Raw genomic sequence first — 16,898 nt, 5'->3', positions numbered from 1 at the left:
CTACCGGAACTGCTGGCCGCCCTGCCCGAAAAGCCCGGCGCTGTGGTGGCCGATAAGGCCTACGACACGAACGCCGTGCTAGCGGCTGTGGCCGGGCAACACGCGCAAGCCGTGATTCCGCCTAAGGCCAACCGGATAGACCAGCGGGCCTATGATGAGAACCTGTATGCGGACCGCAACAAAGTCGAACGCTTCTTTGGCCGGCTTAAGGAGGCGCGGGGCTTTGCCACCCGCTACGAGAAAACCGCCACCTGCTTCTTAGCCGGCGCTCACCTGCTCGCCGCCCTCGATTGGCTCCGATGACTGTCCACACAGTCTAGCCAGCGCCCCGTTCTTCGTAACGCATAACCACCGCGAAACCCGCTACTGGAAGGTGCTCACCGATAAAATGCCCGGCTACCGCCAGGAAATCGAGAACATTCCCAAAGCCAACGACTCGGACAAGGAGCGCGAGGCTTTGCTGAAGAAGCTGCGCACCTTCCGCGAAGACGAGTTTGCCAACGTGCTGCGCGACTGCCACAACATTATCCGCAACCGTGACCACCTCGACCCCACCGCCGCCTTCGATGAAATTGCAAAGGTGCTGTTCGTGAAAGTATTCGTGGAGCGCGAAATGCGGGCCAAGCGGGCCAGCAAAAACCTGTTTACGGTAGAGGTGCTCGAACAGCAGATTGGCGACGACCCGCTGAATATCCTGTTCGAGCAAACCAAGAAGGTGCGTAAATCCGACCGCCTGTTCAAGGCTGACGAGCGCATTATGCTTAAGCCCGAAACCAGCAAGGCTATCGTGAAAAGCCTGGAGGTGTACAACCTCTCCGACACGAGTGAAGACGTGAAGGGTATTGCATTTGAGAAATTTTTGGGTCGCACCTTCCGGGGTGAAATCGGTCAGTTCTTCACACCCCGCCCCATCGTGGAGTTTATGATTCGGATGGTGGGCTTGCAAGAGGGCGAGGTGATTCTGGACCCGGCCGCCGGATCGGGCGGCTTTCTTATCCGGGCCTTTGAGTTGCTGCGGGAACAGATTCTAGCCGACGCCGACCGGCAATACCAAGCCGAAAAGCAAACCATTGAAACCACGCCCGGCCTCTCGGTGGCCGAGAAGGGAGCTCAATTATTGGCCGCTTACAACCGCATTCAGCACGAAATTTCGGCCGAGCGCGAAGGTGGCCGGCTCTGGCACCTGGCCAACCGCTGCCTGTACGGTACCGATGCCAACGACCGTATGGCCCGCACCGCCAAAATGAACATGATTATGCACGGCGACGGCCACGGCGGCGTGCATCACCATGATGGCCTGCTGAACGTGAACGGCATTTTCGAGGGTCGTTTCAATGTTATCCTCACCAACCCGCCCTTCGGCTCCAGCGTGGAGCCTACCGCCAAAGTGCTGCCCAACCAGGTAGAACTAGCGGAAGAAGAAGAGGAGCGCTACCTGAAAATATACGGCGAGCCCTACCGCCTGGCCCGCGAGCAGCAGCAAACCACCCTCAACAAGGCCATTGCCAACCTGTTCGAGCTCGGGCGCGGCCCCAGTGAGAAGAAACCGCTCAAGCAGAAAACCGAAATCCTGTTTGTGGAGCGCTGCCTTAACCTGCTGGCCCCCGGCGGGCGGCTGGCCGTAGTGCTGCCCGAAGGTATTTTCAACAACCCCTCGCTTGAGGCCGTGCGCCACCACTGCGAGGGCCGCGCCCGCCTGCTGGCCGTGGTGAGCCTGCCCGCCGAAACCTTCCTCTCGTCGGGGGCCACTGTGAAGTGCTCATTGCTTTTTGCCCAGAAGTTTACCGAGGCCGAGGCCCAGCAGTACGCCGATACCGTGGCCACGGCCCTAGCCGAGCGCACCGCCCACCACGCCCCCGCCCGCAACCAGGAGCTAGAACGTCTCGACGACCTCATCAAAGAAGCCCAGGCCACTAAGCAGCGCGACGACCTCAAGACCCTACGGGCCGAACGTGCCACCTACGAAAAGCGCCTCGCCGCCACCATCGAGCGCGAAGCCCGACCCTTGGTCAAGCAGCGCCTCGACTACCCCGTGTTCCTCTACGAAGCCGACCGCGTGGGCATCACGGCCACCGGCGAGCCCGACCTGAACGAACTCTACCCCAACGCCGCCCCCCTGCACCCCGACGAGCCCACCGCTCTCGAACTCTACCAGCAGTTCCAGCAAGACCCCGCCGCGTTTGTTGCTTCCGCCCCTACTGAACCTTCTGTATGATTCGTATTAACCCTCAAACATTCGTCGCCAATTGGAGCGAAATAACCCGCTGGGACCCAGTAAGCTTTCACGATATGGTTTGGCACTGGCCGGCCGAGGTACTGCGCCCCATTGGGTCGGTGCTCAAAGCGCGTAAAGAGAAAGTAGACCGCACCAAGCACGATTTTGCCAACTTAACGCCCATTACCATTCACTTTGGCGGTACCATTTCCAAGCGGAATGTGACAGGCAAAAACTACTCAATGGAGTTGTTTTTTGCCCGACCCGGTGATGTCGTTCTGTCAAAAATTGATTTGAAGAATGGGGCCGTCACGCTGGTGCCCGAAGACTGGGAAGACGTGGTTATTACCGGCCACTTTGCTACCTACGAGCCTGACCTTACTCAGCTACTCCCCGCTTACTTCACCCGAATCATTCAGGCAAAACCCTTCAAGGAACTGCTTTGGCGTAACAAAACGGGTGGTGAAGGGCGAAAGGAAGTGAAGCTAGACTTTTTCCTTTCTACGCCCGTGCCCCTGCCGCCGCTGCCGGTGCAGGCGGCCATTGTCGCAGCCTACGAAACGGGCGTGGCCGAAGCCGCCCGGCTGCGGCAGGAGGCGGCCGGGTTGGAAGGGGAAACCGAGAAATACTTTCTGACAGCGCTTGGCATAGAAAACACTTATCGGCCGAAACGCGCGAAAGTACAGGTACTCGAATGGAGCCGGTTGGCTCGTTGGTCGGTAGAAGCGGCCTACGAAGCTATTCATGGGAATGGACAACCCACATCTACCTTATTCCCAATGGTTACCCTTGATGAAGTGAGTGCCGTGTCCTACGGCATCCAAAAATCCCCTTCGAACCGGCCGGGTATGCACCCACGCCCTTATTTGCGCGTTGCAAACGTGAAATCTGGCTATCTTGATTTGAATGAAATTAAATATATCAACGTGCCTGATGCGCAATTTCCTCTGTTCGAAGTGTTGCCCGGTGATTTACTTTTCGTGGAAGGCAACGGTAGCCGCACCGAATTAGGTCGTGCCGCTCTATGGAACGGTGAAATCGATGGTTGTGTCCACCAGAACCATTTGCTAAAAGTGCGCTTCGACCAAAAGAAAGTAGTTCCGGCATTTGCCTCGCGTTGGTTTAATACTGAGACGGGCCGGGGACATTTTTTTCGCTCTGCAAAAACCTCTTCCGGTCTAGGAACTATCAACTCCAAAGAAATGCGACTAGCTCCCATACCCTTGCCGCCTATCGAAATACAGTTATCAATTTTAGAACAGGATTCACTACTCCGCACCCAAGCCGCCGCGCTCCGCCTCGCCGCCGCTGAAACCGAAGCGGCCACCGTGGCGCGGGTGGAGGGGATGATTCTGGGAGTCAACTAAACAGGATGTATGCTGTATAAATCACACCGTAACCAACTATTCCGGTTGTTGCAAAGTGCAGCCCTAAACCCAGAGAAGTTCACAGAACTAACCTCCGGCTTTAGTTACCGGGTTGAAGTAAAAAGCACAGACTTCTTTTTTGAAATAACTCCCGGCGGAACATCGGCTGCCTATTCGGTTTCAACAGTGCCCGGTATTGGAAATACCATCCGCCGCACCAAAAAGGCGGCAAAAACATGGGCCGACATTCAGGAATATTTCATTCGTTGGACTCAGATAATCCGCGAGGAACTCGACACCCCCGACCTCTGGGCCGAAGCCACCAAAACCGCGCAACTCTTCACTGGCACCACCGAAGCTCCCGATGACAAATTCAACCGCCACGAACTAGCCGAAGTACAGGCGCAGCTACGCCAGTTGCAGCAGAGCTTCGCCGCGGCTGCCTTCCCGGAGCCTGCCCGGCAGAAACTGATTGAGTTAACCAAAACAGCCGCTGTAAAGGCCGAGGGCCTCACCAAGAAGGACTGGCAGAACTGGATAATAGGCGGCTTCATTAGCGCCATTACGGGACTAGCACTCAATCCAACTCAGGCCAGCGAAGTATTGAAGCTTGTGAAAGCAGCGTTTGGCGGCTTGTTTCTGCAGTAGTGGGCTTAACCCCCTACGCTCTCAAAATCATGTCGGCCACCTCGCGGCCCGAGGCCAGGGCGGCGTTGAGGGAGGGGTAGGCGGCGTAGTCGCCGCAGCGGTAGAGGTGGGCGCCGAGCCGCAGCGCCTGGCGCGCGGGCTGGCCGGCCGGGTATTCGGGCAAAGCAAAGGGCAGCTCGTAGGTGCGCAGGTGCGGCCAGCCGGCGGCTTCGGGGCCGAACCAGGCCGTCAGCTCCCGGCGCAACTCGGCCGTCAGGCCGGCTTCCGAGAGGCCGTGCTCGCCGTGGGTGCTCACCGACACCAGCCTTTGTCCGGCCGGGGCGTAGGCCGGGGCCACATCCGAGGGGAAGGCCACGTTGTGGGCCAGGCCGGTGGGCGAGGCGTTGAGGCGCAGGAGCTTATCGGGCTTGCCGCTGGGGGCAGGGGCGGCGAAGTAGGTGCAGGTAGTGCGCCGCCACGCCAGAGGTTTGGGGGTCGAAACCAGCGCCGCATCAGTCGCGGCGGGCAGCAGGCGGGCGGCGGCCTCCCCATCAACGGCCACCACTACGGCCGCGGCGGCCAGGGTTTCGCCGCTGGTCAGCCGGACGCTGAGGCCCTCCACGGCGGCCACCGGGCTGTTCAGGCGGACGGTGCCGGCGGGCAAGCGGGCGGCCAGCTGCTCGGGAATCTGTTGCATGCCCAGGGCCGGCACCACCGCTTCGCCAATCACAAACTGCTGAAACACGAACTCGAAAAAGTTGGCCGCCGTGCTCAGGCTCCGGTCGAGGAACACGCCCCCGAAAAAGGGCCGGAAGAAGTTGTCGATGATTTGCTCGCTCCAGCCGTAGTGGCGCAGAAATTCGAGCGTGGTCTGGGCATTGGTGGAGTTGCGGCTGATGAGCTGCGCGCTGTTGTAGCCGCGCATATGCTGCACCAAGCTCAGAATGCGCAGCTTGTCGGGCAGCGTACCAATACGCGAGGTGAGGGCCGAAAACGCGGCCGTGGGCTGCTGCAGCGGGTTCTGCAGGGTCGTCTGCTTGCCATCGGGCAGCCGGATGACGGCCCCCGAGCGGAAGGCTTTGAGGTCCAGCGCCCCGTAATCCAGCAGGCGCTCCACCTCGGGGTAGCGCGTGAGCAGCACCTGAAAGCCCCTATCGAGGCGGAAGCCCTCGGGCGTTACGTCGGTCCGGACCCGGCCACCCACGGCGTCGGCGGCTTCGAGCAGCAGCACGGGGCGGCCGGCGCGGTGCAGGTAGTTGGCGCAGGCCAGCCCGGCCATACCGGCGCCAATAATGATAACGGGTAATTGGGCAGAAGCAGCAGTGATTGTCATAGAAAAAGCAAACTGCAAATGCGGCGCGAAGGTTGTTTTCTAAAGAAGTTAGGAGATAGAAGCTAGTAGCTAGCAGCAGGAGCCTGAACGAAAAGGCCTCTTACTTCTAGCTACTAGCTTCTACCTCCTAACTTCTCTCAAAACAACGGCTTGCGGGGCTTCATGATTTTGCGGGTTTTCATGGTCCAGAGCTCGGCCGCGCCGCTGCGGCTGAGGCTGACGCGCCACGCGCCCATGACCTGGCCCAGTTGGTAGCCGGTGGCCTGGTCCTGCGGGTATTGCTGCTTGATAAGCGCGTAATCGGCGGCGGCAATATCCTGGCCCACTTCGCCGTGGCAGCGCAGGCAAAGCTGGTCGTTGAGCACCAGGGGGCGTTGGTAGGTGAACACCTCCTGGCTCGGGCGGGCCACTTGGCGGGCGGTGTCGGCGGGGTTTAGCTCGGCGGCGGTTAGTTGGGCCTGATTGGCGGGGTTGCGCGGGCGGCTGCTCACGCGGCTCAGCGTGGCCTGCAGCGTTTTGGCCAGCGAATCGGTGCGGGGCAGCTGGGTGGGGCGGCAGAAGGGTAGCGCCGCCGCCACGCCGCCCGCGGCCAGCTTGTCGGCCAGCACCTGGCGCAGCTCGCGCTCGGCGGTGCGCGTGAGCGAGTCGCCGGCCCAGGCGGTGGCCCGCAGCAAATCTTTGGGCATGATGCGCTTTACCTCCCAGTTGGGCGCCTCCAGGGCCAGCTCCTTGGTGTTGCTCAGGTGCTCGACCTGGTCGGGGCTGCAGGCGGGAAACAGCAGGAGCAACAAGGAAGCGAGCGGTAGGATCGGGCGCATAGGTTTGGGCTTATAGCTGATAGCCAGTAGCTGGCAGCTTCTGTACTGGATAAGAAACAGGCGAAATCGAATGTTCGGAGTAGAAACAAAATTGCGCTGCCTACGCCGGAACAACCAGCCGGAACCCTAAAGCTAACAGCTCAAAATGTAACCGTATCTTTGCCATCCTACTACAAATTTCAGAAGGCAAGATGCTAGATAAACTGGAGGCCATCCAACGGCGCTACGAGGACGTGAGCGAGGAGCTGACCCAGCCCGAAGCCATGAGCGACATGAAGCGCTTTAAGTCCCTCAACAAGGAATACAAGGACTTGGGCAAGATTATGGTCGAGTACAAGGCCTACCAGAACGTGCTGGCCAACATTGCCAGCTCCAAGCAGGTCATTTCGACCGAAAAGGACGAGGACTTCCGCCAGATGGCCAAGGACGAGCTCGAAGAGCTTTACCCCGAGGAGGAACGCCTGGAAGCCGTTATCAAGGAGCTGCTGATTCCGAAAGACCCCAACGACAGCAAGGACGTCATCATGGAAATCCGGGCCGGGGCCGGGGGCGACGAGGCCGCCATTTTTGCCGGCGACCTGCAGCGCATGTACATGCGCTACGCCGAAAAGCACAACCTCAAAATGGACCTCATTGACGCCACCGAAGGCACTTCGGGCGGCTACAAGGAAATTATTCTGGCCCTCAAGGGCGAGGATGTATACGGCAAGCTCAAGTTTGAAAGTGGCGTGCACCGCGTGCAGCGCGTGCCGGCCACCGAAACCCAGGGCCGCATCCATACCTCCGTGGCTTCGATTGTGGTAATGCCCGAGGCCGAGGAGCTCGACGTGCAGATTGACATGAACGATGTGCGCAAGGACCTGTTTATGTCGTCGGGTCCCGGCGGCCAGTCGGTAAACACGACTTACTCGGCCGTGCGCCTCACCCACCTACCCACTGGCCTCGTGGCCCAGTGCCAGGACCAGAAGTCGCAGCTCAAAAACTTCGATAAGGCCCTCGGGGTGCTTCGCTCGCGGATTTACGAGATTGAGCTGGCCAAGAAGAACGAGGCCGAAGGCGCCCAGCGCAAAAGCATGATTGGCAGTGGCGACCGGTCGGACAAAATCCGGACCTACAACTACCCCCAGGGCCGCGTCACCGACCACCGCATCGGTTTCACGGTGCATAACCTAGCCAACGTCATGGACGGCAACATCGACGATTTCGTGGAGCAGCTGCGCCTGGCCGAAAGCGCCGCCCGCCTGCAGGAAGGCATCGGATAATTTTTGTCGGCAGGTAATCGTTTGCTGGCTGATAGTGAGAAAAAACGTGTCATGCTGAGCGAAGGCTCAGCATGACACGTTCTGTTAGCATCACACCAAAAACTACCAACTCATGCGTTACCTGCTTCCGCTGCTGCTCCTGCTCTCGGCCCTGACTACGACGGTGCTGCTGCCGGGCTGTGAGCCCAAGGAAGACCTGGTGACGACCGACAGCGGTGCCCGGCTGGAATTCTCGCTCGACACGGTGAAGTTTGACACCGTATTTGTGGCCACCGGCACCGTAACCAAACGCCTGTGGGTGTACAACCGCAACGCCCGGGCCGTGCGGGTGGCCGAAATCAGCCTGCAGAGCCGGCCGGCCGTAACGTACAGCCTACTGATAAATGGCGACGCCGTTGCCAGCGCCCGCAACGTAGAAATCCGGGGCAAGGACAGCCTGCTGGTGCTGGTGCGGGCTACCGTCGACCCCACGCCGGCCGATGGCAAGCCGTTTCTGGTGGAGGATAACCTGCGCTTTGTAACCAATGGCAACGAGCAGGCCGTGAAAGTGCTCAGCTACGGCCAGAACGCCTATTTCCACGACGGCGAAACCATTACCGTCAATACCGTCTGGAAGGCCGATAAGCCCCACGTCGTCTACAATTCGGTGCTCGTAAATCCGGGCATTACGCTGACTATTACTGCCGGCGCGCGCATCTACTCGCACTTCGGCTCGTTTCTGGTGGTGAAGGGCCGGCTGCTGTGCAACCCCGACTACCAGCCCAAAGGTCCCATCAAGCCCACCGACCCCAACATCGTGCGCTTCCAGGGCGACCGGCGCGAGGCCGAGTACGCCGAGCGACCCGGCCAGTGGGGCGGCATCGAGTTCGACCTGGGCAGCCAGGGCAACGTGCTGCGCTACACTGAAATCAAGAACAGCACGCTGGGTCTTTACCTCTATAATCCCTTCGACGAGCAACCCCGTCCCCAGGTGCGGATTGATAACGTGGAGCTGCGCAACATTTCTACGCTCAACAGCGGCTACGGCTTCGATGGGGCCGCACTGCTAAGTTTGTGCGGTGATTTGGCAGTCAGCAACACGCTCATCAGCAACTGCGAGCAGTACGCGGTGTACGCCACGCAAAGCAGCCAGGTGCAACTCGATTACTGCACCATTGCCAACTACAGCCTCGGCACCCGCGACCAGCCCTCGGTGCTGGTTTCGCCCGAAGCGCCCTTTGTGGCTATCAACAAACGGCCGTTGCCGGTGGTTGCGCCGCGGCTCTTTGCGGTGCGTAACTCCATTATCTGGGGTAGCGTGCGGAGCGGCGAGGAGCTGGAATTTGTGGCTGGTGAGCAGTACGTGGGCAATATCAGCATCCGCAACAGCCTGCTCAAAACCAAGCGCTACGACAACACGGGGGCGCTGGGCCAGCAGAAGAACGGCAACATCCTGAACCCCGACGAGTTTACCGCTTCCATCTTTAAAAGCACGCCCTCGCGTCCGCGCCTTCCCCAGCCCAATTTCGAGCTCGACACCCTTTCGCCGGCCAGCAACCGGGCCCTGCCCCTGCCGGGCCTGAGCACCGACCTGCTCAACCGCCCCCGCAACCCCACCACGCCCGATATCGGCGCCTACGAGCGGGTGAACCCTTAGCGGAGAAGTGAGATGGTAGAGGTGAGACGTGACAAAGGAACGTCATTCAGAGCGGAGCGAAGAATCTCGCGTGAAGTCGTTGTTATGTCGTTACACCATCAGCACGCGAGATTCTTCGCTCCGCTCTGAATGACGTTCACTTCTCACTCCTCACTTCTCTAAAATGCACTGCTTCCAAAAACGGTTGCGGCTGCCGGCGCTGAGCCGGGGCTTTCATCTGATAACCGATTTGCTGGTGGCCGAGCTGCCCGAGCTGGAGCAGCTGCAGGTGGGCACGGCGCACTTTTTCATCCAGCACACCTCCGCCAGCCTCAGCCTCAACGAAAACGCCGACCCCACCGTGCGGGCCGATTTTGAGCAGTTCTTCCGCCGGCTGGTACCCGAAAACGCGCCCTACTTCCAGCACACCCAGGAAGGCCCCGACGATATGCCGGCCCACCTCAAAGCCAGCCTGCTGGGCCACGCCGTGAGCGTGCCCATCGGCCGGGGCGAACTGCTGCTGGGCACCTGGCAGGGCATTTACCTGGGCGAGCACCGCACCCATGGCGGCCGCCGCTGGATAGTAGCCACGCTGATGGGGGAGTGAACAGTGAATAATGAACAGTGAATAGTCTTGTCATCCTGACGAAGGAAGGACCTTATCGTGCCCGAACTGTCGTAATAACGACTTGTTTCAGCGGGGTAAGGTCCTTCCTTTGTCAGGATGACAAGACTATTCGTTTCACTATTCGCTAACAACTCCTTTCACCGCGTAGCGCACCGAGTCGAACAGAATCAGCTTCTGCACGCCCTGCACGCGGTAGGTGCGGAGCTGGCCGTTTGGGCTGTCGAGCTCCAGGGTTTTGGATGAGTACACCAGCGGGTTGTCCTGGGCCACAGTGGCGCGCACCTGCTGCACCTGCCCGGCGCGACTGACGACGGCGAGCTGGCGGACCGGATGCTTAACGCCGGGGCGGCGGCGGTAGGTGCGCAGCAGCAGCCCGTCGGGCGTAACCAGCGAATCGACGAGGTACTGGCCGCGCAGGGCGGGCTTGTCGATGTCGGCCTGCTGGAAAATCTGGAGCTCTTTGGCCCAGTCGGTAGGCGTGAGGCGCTTGGTTTCCTGGCCGCCGTCGCGCAGTAGCACCTGTTTTTCTATGGCGGGCTTGCGGCGGTTGAGCGCGGTGCTCTGCTCATTTAAAAAGGCCGGCAGATTAAAATAGCTGGTATGCTGGCGCAGGGCCTCAGTGGGCGCCGGCGCATCAGCACCTGTTCCGCAGGCCGTTAGCAGCAGGGCCACGGCCGCCGACAGCACGAGCCCAGCCTTACGCATTCGGGCCAGCGGTTTGGGGCAGTAGCAGGCTCTGGCCAGTCATGATTTCGGGCTTCGGGATACCCATCAGCTCGAGCACGGTGGGCGCAATGTCACCGAGTTTGCCGTCGGCCAGCGGGCCGCGGGGCTCGTTGGTGGCCAGAATGCAGGGCACCAGGTTGGTGGTGTGGGCCGTGTTGGGCGAGCCGTCGGGGTTCACCATCATGTCGGCGTTGCCGTGGTCGGCAATGATAATGCAGGCGTAGTCGGCGGCCAGGGCCGCTTCTACCACGCCTCTGGTGCATTCGTCGGCAGCTTCGGCGGCCTTTACAGCGGCTTCAAAAATACCAGTGTGGCCCACCATATCGGTGTTGGCGAAGTTGAGCACCACAAAGTCGGCCGATTTGGCCAGCAGTTCCGGCACCAGTGCGTCGCGCAATTCGTAGGCGCTCATTTCGGGCTGTAAGTCGTAGGTGGCTACCTTGGGCGAGTTGCGCATGATGCGGCTTTCGCCCGGAAACTCCACCTCCTGCCCGCCCGAGAAGAAGAACGTGACGTGCGGGTACTTCTCGGTTTCGGCAATGCGAATCTGCTTCTTGCCGTGCTCGGCCAGCACCTGGCCCAGCGTGTGCTCCAGGTTGTCTTTCTCGAAGATGGGAATGACGCCGGTGAAGGTGGCGTCGTAGTTGGTCATGGTCAGGTAGTGCAGGTTCAGCCGGTGCATCTGGAAGGCGTGAAAATCCTGCTGCGTGAGGGCCTCCGTAATTTCGCGGCCCCGGTCGGTGCGGAAGTTGAAGCAGATAACCACGTCGCCCTCGGCAATGGTGGCCAGCGGCGTACCGTCGGCATCCACCTTCACAATGGGCTTCATGAACTCATCCGTCGCGCCCTCCTTGTACGAGTCGAGCATGCTCTGAATCAGGTTTTGCGAGGGCGTGCCGATGCCGTTCACCAGCAGGTCGTAGGCCACTTTCACCCGTTCCCAGCGGTTGTCGCGGTCCATGGCGTAGTAGCGGCCCACCACCGAGGCAATTTTGCCGCTGGCCCCGCGCTGCAAGTGCTGCTCCAGGTCGTTCACGTAGCTCACGCCGCCCTTGGGGTCAGTGTCGCGGCCGTCGGTGAAGGCGTGAATGAACACGTTGTGTACGTCCTGGTCGTGGGCAATGGAGCATAGGGCCTTCAGGTGGTCGATGTGCGAGTGCACGCCGCCGTCGGAGAGCAGGCCCATCAGATGCACGGGCTTGCGGTTTTGGCGGGCGTACTCGAAGGCCTGCTGCAGGGCGGGCATGGCGGTCAGCTTCCGCTCGCGCACAGCCTTGTTGATGCGCACCAGATCCTGGTACACCACCCGGCCGGCCCCGATGTTCATGTGGCCCACTTCCGAATTGCCCATCTGGCCATCGGGCAAACCCACGGCCTCGCCGGAAGCTTGTAACTTGCTGTGCGGAAAACGCTCGAACAGCGAATCGACGAAGGGCGTGCGTGCCTGGTCGATGGCCGAAACCGCTTTGTTCTGAGCCAGGCCCCACCCGTCCAGAATCACCAACAGTACCTGTTTATTCATGCGTGCAAAGATACGGCGGCCCCGCTAAAAAGGCTGGCTCATCCGTAACTTGCCGGCCCGCCGACTTGTTTGGCCAGTGCCCGTTTCCAACCTGTAACACCTTGGCACCATTTTCGCGCACTGGTGGCCAAACTCTTTCTGTTTCCATGAAACGTCTAACTTCTTTTGCTTCGGTGCTGGTGCTGGGGTTGCTGCTGGCCGTAAGTGTGCTGGCCCAGGCCGATGGCTTTGGCCCGGTCCGCAATGCCATTCGCAACAGTAGCGCCCGCGAGCTGGCGCAGCATTTCGCCCCCAACGTGGAGCTGAGCTTCGACAGCGACAAGCAGAGCTACAGCGCCACCCAGGCTGAGTTCGTGATGAAGGACTTCTTCTCCAAGCACGCGCCGGCTTCGTTCGAATTCATTCATTACGGCGGCAGCAATGAGGGCACAACCTACGCGGTGGGCCGCTACACGGGCAAGGAAGGGGCTTACCGCATGTTTGTAAAGATGAAAACAACGGGCAGCGCCCCCAAAATTGCGACCATCGAATTCACCAAAGAATAACGTCCGGCTTCGGCCGGTTTACCCCCGCAATACCGCGCCCCAGGGCGCGGTATTTTTTTGTGGGGTAACAGTGGCACATGCCCAGCAATCCAAACCCGGGGCATGCGTCAACTCCGCCCTAGATGACGCGTTCTGGGAGTTCTGACCGGCCCTCATTCGGCCGGAATCGTAGAGACTTCAACCATACCGCCCGGAACCGGGCCGTTTTTGCTATTTTTGTCCCGTGCAAACGCCTTCCTACCTTACTCCCGAAGCCCTGACGGCTTTCATCCAGGCCGCCCTGGCCGAAGACGTCGGCGACGGCGACCATTCAGCCCTGTCGGCCATTCCGGCCGAGGCCCGCAACCGGGCCCATCTGCTTATTAAAGATGCCGGCGTGCTGGCCGGAGTAGCGCTGGCCCGCCATATTTTTGCCTTCGTAGATGCCGACCTGGTACTGGAAGGGCGTTTGGAAGATGGTGCCCGGGTAAGCTACGGCGACGTGGCCTTTACCGTGGAAGGCCGGGCGCGCAGCATCCTCACGGCCGAGCGGCTGGTGCTCAACTGCATGCAGCGCATGAGCGGCATTGCCACCCACACGGCCCACCTCGTGAGTTTGCTGGCCGGTACCAAGGCCCGCCTGCTCGACACCCGCAAAACCACCCCCAACTTCCGGCTGCCCGAAAAGTGGGCCGTGCTGATTGGCGGCGGCGTCAATCACCGCTACGGCCTCTTCGACATGATTATCCTCAAGGATAACCACGTGGATTATGCCGGGGGCGTGCGCCAGGCCATCGAAGCCTCGCGCGCCTACCTGGCCCAAACGGGCCGGCAGTTGCCCATCGAAATTGAAACCCGCTCGCTGGCCGAAGTGCAACAGGCCCTCGACGCCGGCGGCATCGACCGCATCATGCTCGATAATATGGCGCCGGCCCAGCTCCGCGAGGCTGTGGCCCTGGTGGCCGGCCGCTACCAACTCGAAGCCAGCGGCGGCATCACCGAGGAAACCATTGCCGACGTAGCCGCTACCGGCGTCGATTATATTTCAGTCGGAGCCCTCACGCACTCCGTTCGCAGCCTGGACATGAGTCTGAAAGCATTTTAAAATCAGTGATTAGTGATTAACGGTTCGTGAGTAATGACTGTTCAGGGTGCTTTGCTCCTACTAGCGGGAGGGAGGCGCTGAACAGTCATTAATTACTAATCGTTAACCACTAATCGCTAAGCACTAAGTACATGCAACAACCCAACCAGCGCGGGGGCTACCGGCAGCAGCAGCAGGGCCCCTCGCCGATGGCCATCCGCACCAAAAAGCACCAGCTCGACACCAATACCTACACCAGCATCGCCATGGGCCGGGTGTGGCGGCGCGAGTGGTGGTACGCCCTGATTCCATTTGCGGTAGGGCTGCTGCCGGCCATTATCTGGCACTCTTGGTGGTGGCTGGCCCTGTCGGTCGGCCTCACGCTGCTCTACGTGCTCTTCCGCTCGGCCCAAGTAACGGGCGTAACGCAGGTGGAGCAGAGCAAGCCGCTGTTTGAAAAGATGACCTACGAGTTCGACAACAAGCAAATTGTGCTGCGGCGCAACGAAAAGGAAGGCATGCGCCTGACCTGGGACATGATTGGCGAGGTGAAGCGCGAGCCAGCCGGCTATCTGCTGTTGCTCAAGTCGCCCGAGCTGCCGCCCGAAGTCAAAGGCTTCAAGCGCTGGATGGCCCGCACCTTCGATGCGCCTATCTTTGTGGAAGTGCCCGACCGTATTTTCAACTCCGGCAACGACCAGAAGCTGTTCGAAGCCATGCTCAGGCGCAAAAGTCTTCTGCAGTAGTTCGCCCTGAACACCCAATTCAACGATTCTTTACGAATTTTTCCGTTTCCAATGAGCAAGCAACTCGTTTTTTCCGCTTTGGCCCTGGCTGCGCTAGCCTTGGGCGGGTGCAGCGCCGAACCGTCGGACTGGCGGCCCGATAAAAAAGTGTCGGTGGACATGGTGGCTCCCGGCACCCGCGAGAGTGAAAATTATGGTCATACCGAATTGACCGATAATGAGAAGGGCGGCGCTATTGCCGAGCCCATCAGTTCGGGTGTAACGCTCGACGAGCCGAATCAGCGCAAGCGTACCACGGCCGAAGAAGCCCGGAGCGCCAACGACCCCTCGGCCCCGCTCACGCGCAGCCCTGAGGCCCTGAAGAGCGTGAAAAAGCCTTCGGACACCACCGCTACCAAGGCCCTAGACGGCCCCATGCAGTAGCCCGCTATTTTTAAGCCCATGAAATACCTGAAGCAAGTCGTTCTGGCGCTGTGTCTGTTGCCCTCTTTGGGCCTGCTGAGCAGCTGCGAGCAGAAGCCCGCTACCACCGAAGTCCCGGCGGCCGCTACCGAAGTTCCGGCTGCCACCGATACCGAAGCGGTGCCCACGGCCACGGCCGCCTACATCTGCCCCATGGGCTGCGAGGGCAGCGCCAGCGACAAGCCCGGCCAGTGCCCGGTCTGTAAAATGGATCTGGAGCCTAACCCCGCAGCCCAGCCGGCCACTACGCTCTAACGCCCGGCCCGCGCCCCGCCTGCGGGCAACCTGCTTTCCCGAATGCGAAAAAGGGCGTAGTTACGCCCTTTTTCGTTTTTCCGCCCCTGCCTATGTCTGCTGCTGCCGAATGGTTTAGCACCTGGTTCGATTCGCCTTACTACCACCGCCTTTACCAACACCGCGACTCCGCCGAGGCCCAACAGTTTCTGGGGCGGCTGCTGAGGCATCTGCACCCTAAGTCTGATGCCCGCCTACTGGATCTGGCCTGCGGCAAGGGCCGGCACTCTCGCTACCTCAGCGAGCAGGGCTACGATGTAACGGGTGTTGATTTATCGGCCCAGAGCATTGCCTACGCTCGGCAGTTTGCCCACGAGCACCTGCATTTCTACGAGCACGACATGCGTGACGCGCTGCCCTACGGTCCCTTCGACTTGGTACTGAACCTGTTTACGAGCTTTGGCTACTTTGCCGAGGAGGTCGAAAACGTGGTGGCCCTGCGCCACGCCGCCGACGCGCTGCGGCCGGGGGGCAAGCTGGTTATCGACTTCCACAACACCGACCTGGCCATCCGGCAGTTGGTAGCTCACGAAACCCAGACCATTGACGGCACTACCTTCGAGCTGCACCGCCACCTCCAGCATGATTTCATTGTGAAGGACATCCGGTTTGCCGATGAGCAGGGCCGGCCGCAGCGCTTCGTGGAGCGGGTGCGGGCTCTTACACGGGAGCGGTTCGAAGAGTATTTCCACTTGGCGGGCCTACGCCTGGCCGAAACGCTGGGCGACTATCAGCTGCGCCCCTTCGAGCCCGCTACCAGCCCCCGCATGATTTTCGTGCTGAAGAAATAAGCACAGGAGGACAGGGGCTTACTTTACCTCATCAATTCTTTACTCTATGTGGTTTGCCGTTTTTGCGCTGTTCCTGACGGTGCTGGGGGCCGGGTGGCTGACGCGCTTCGTGCCCACGGCCGGCACCGTCTGGATGAAACCGCTGCTGGCTTTCAGCGGCGCTTACCTGTTCACGCTCACCGTTACGCACCTGTTGCCCGAGGCCCTGGAGCTACGGGCCGGCCACGAGGTGGGCTACTTCGTGCTGGCAGGCTTTTTCGGGCAGATGCTGCTGGAGGTTTTCTCGCAGGGCGTCGAGCATGGTCACGTGCACCATCATACCGAGCACGCCGGTCGGGTACCGTTCATGCTGCTGTTTTCGCTGGCCATCCATTCGTTTCTGGAAGGTAGCATCCTAATCAACGACCCGGTAGCGGGCGATGTCAGCCATAACTTCTACGCCATCCTGACGGGGATTGCCCTGCACCACATTCCGGCCGCCTTCGCCCTGATGGCCCTGCTGCGGCTGCGGCTGGGCTCGTTCCGGCGGGCGCTACCCTACCTGCTGCTGTTTGCGTTGGCTGGTCCGGCCGGCATCGTACTCAGCAACTACGTGGTGCTCGACCAACTGCTGGGCACCGGCCTCTACGCGGCCCTGCTGGGCCTGGTAGCCGGCAATTTCCTGCACGTTTCCACCACTATCCTCTTCGAAACCAGCCCCGACCACAGCCTCAACGTCCGTAAGCTGCTGGCCACGCTGGCCGGCCTGCTGCTGGCGCTGGCCGTGGATGTTGTTTGATTTCATAAGCTGTTAGCTGAGAGCTATTAGCTGTTAGCTTTCGTTCAGAAACCATTAATTATTCCGCACAAAAAAGGCCCCGCACTCAACCGAGCGCGGGGCCTTT

General features: G+C 60.4%; 18 protein-coding genes. 14 read left to right on the top strand and 4 right to left on the bottom strand.

Annotated elements, in window-relative coordinates:
* From BLW21_RS11425 to BLW21_RS11410, 4 genes are all read left to right on the top strand, one after another.
* On the top strand, positions 1–303 hold a 303-nt coding region (locus BLW21_RS11425), incomplete at its 5' end, for a transposase (RefSeq protein ID WP_139255184.1).
* Positions 304–373: 70 nt separating this feature from the next.
* Positions 374–2,215, top strand: a complete 1,842-nt coding sequence (locus BLW21_RS11420; protein WP_217633858.1) for an N-6 DNA methylase — start codon at positions 374–376, stop codon at positions 2,213–2,215.
* Positions 2,212–3,582: a restriction endonuclease subunit S gene (locus BLW21_RS11415; RefSeq protein WP_092740089.1), complete on the top strand. Its 1,371-nt coding sequence runs from the start codon at positions 2,212–2,214 to the stop codon at positions 3,580–3,582. Before BLW21_RS11420 ends, BLW21_RS11415 begins: the two co-directional genes overlap by 4 nt.
* A 186-nt stretch (positions 3,583–3,768) precedes the next feature.
* A complete protein-coding gene (locus BLW21_RS11410) occupies positions 3,769–4,230 on the top strand; it encodes a hypothetical protein (RefSeq protein WP_092740087.1) in 462 nt (153 codons plus the stop codon).
* A gap of 13 nt (positions 4,231–4,243) precedes the next feature.
* On the opposite strand, the gene BLW21_RS11405 is transcribed toward BLW21_RS11410, so the two are convergent.
* Positions 4,244–5,542, bottom strand: a complete 1,299-nt coding sequence (locus BLW21_RS11405) for a protoporphyrinogen/coproporphyrinogen oxidase (RefSeq protein WP_139255183.1) — start codon at positions 5,540–5,542, stop codon at positions 4,244–4,246.
* Between the two features lie 137 nt (positions 5,543–5,679).
* Positions 5,680–6,360 (bottom strand): Tll0287-like domain-containing protein, encoded by a 681-nt coding sequence (locus BLW21_RS11400; RefSeq protein WP_092740085.1) that lies wholly within the window; start codon positions 6,358–6,360, stop codon positions 5,680–5,682.
* A gap of 191 nt (positions 6,361–6,551) precedes the next feature.
* Between BLW21_RS11400 and prfA the strand changes: the two genes are divergently transcribed.
* From prfA to BLW21_RS11385, 3 genes are all read left to right on the top strand, one after another.
* Positions 6,552–7,622 (top strand): peptide chain release factor 1, encoded by a 1,071-nt coding sequence (gene prfA / locus BLW21_RS11395; protein WP_092740083.1) that lies wholly within the window; start codon positions 6,552–6,554, stop codon positions 7,620–7,622.
* Between the two features lie 112 nt (positions 7,623–7,734).
* On the top strand, positions 7,735–9,258 hold the full coding sequence (locus tag BLW21_RS11390) for a hypothetical protein (protein WP_092740081.1): 1,524 nt from the start codon (positions 7,735–7,737) through the stop codon (positions 9,256–9,258).
* 163 nt (positions 9,259–9,421) lie between these two features.
* Positions 9,422–9,844, top strand: coding sequence for a secondary thiamine-phosphate synthase enzyme YjbQ (locus BLW21_RS11385; RefSeq protein ID WP_092740079.1), 423 nt, complete (start codon positions 9,422–9,424; stop codon positions 9,842–9,844).
* 138 nt (positions 9,845–9,982) lie between these two features.
* Here BLW21_RS11385 and BLW21_RS11380 read toward each other — a convergent pair whose 3' ends face one another.
* Positions 9,983–10,570, bottom strand: coding sequence for a hypothetical protein (locus BLW21_RS11380; RefSeq protein WP_092740077.1), 588 nt, complete (start codon positions 10,568–10,570; stop codon positions 9,983–9,985).
* On the bottom strand, positions 10,563–12,113 hold the full coding sequence (gene gpmI, locus BLW21_RS11375; protein ID WP_092740075.1) for a 2,3-bisphosphoglycerate-independent phosphoglycerate mutase: 1,551 nt from the start codon (positions 12,111–12,113) through the stop codon (positions 10,563–10,565). The genes BLW21_RS11380 and gpmI overlap by 8 nt, the downstream gene beginning before the upstream one ends.
* A gap of 146 nt (positions 12,114–12,259) precedes the next feature.
* On the opposite strand from gpmI, the gene BLW21_RS11370 reads away from it, so the two are divergent.
* From BLW21_RS11370 to BLW21_RS11340, 7 genes are all read left to right on the top strand, one after another.
* Positions 12,260–12,658, top strand: coding sequence for a DUF4783 domain-containing protein (locus tag BLW21_RS11370; protein WP_092740073.1), 399 nt, complete (start codon positions 12,260–12,262; stop codon positions 12,656–12,658).
* Positions 12,659–12,881: 223 nt separating this feature from the next.
* Positions 12,882–13,742: a carboxylating nicotinate-nucleotide diphosphorylase gene (gene nadC, locus BLW21_RS11365; RefSeq protein ID WP_092740071.1), complete on the top strand. Its 861-nt coding sequence runs from the start codon at positions 12,882–12,884 to the stop codon at positions 13,740–13,742.
* Between the two features lie 131 nt (positions 13,743–13,873).
* The gene (locus BLW21_RS11360) at positions 13,874–14,467 is read left to right on the top strand and encodes a hypothetical protein (protein ID WP_092740070.1); all 594 of its coding nucleotides are present in this window, start codon (positions 13,874–13,876) and stop codon (positions 14,465–14,467) included.
* Between the two features lie 51 nt (positions 14,468–14,518).
* Positions 14,519–14,890, top strand: a complete 372-nt coding sequence (locus BLW21_RS11355) for a hypothetical protein (RefSeq protein WP_092740068.1) — start codon at positions 14,519–14,521, stop codon at positions 14,888–14,890.
* Positions 14,891–14,908: 18 nt separating this feature from the next.
* Positions 14,909–15,184: a heavy metal-binding domain-containing protein gene (locus BLW21_RS11350; RefSeq protein ID WP_092740066.1), complete on the top strand. Its 276-nt coding sequence runs from the start codon at positions 14,909–14,911 to the stop codon at positions 15,182–15,184.
* Positions 15,185–15,276: 92 nt separating this feature from the next.
* Positions 15,277–16,014 carry a class I SAM-dependent methyltransferase gene (locus BLW21_RS11345; protein ID WP_092740064.1) on the top strand — a complete coding sequence of 246 codons (738 nt, stop codon included), beginning with the start codon at positions 15,277–15,279 and terminating at the stop codon, positions 16,012–16,014.
* A 46-nt stretch (positions 16,015–16,060) separates the two neighbouring features.
* Positions 16,061–16,792 (top strand): ZIP family metal transporter, encoded by a 732-nt coding sequence (locus BLW21_RS11340; protein WP_092740062.1) that lies wholly within the window; start codon positions 16,061–16,063, stop codon positions 16,790–16,792.
* Positions 16,793–16,898: the final 106 nt, after the last annotated feature.

Source organism: Hymenobacter psychrophilus, assembly GCF_900107135.1.
GTDB lineage: Bacteria > Bacteroidota > Bacteroidia > Cytophagales > Hymenobacteraceae > Hymenobacter > Hymenobacter psychrophilus.
Note: the sequence above shows the minus strand (reverse complement) of the source record. Positions and strands in the feature narration are given on the sequence as shown.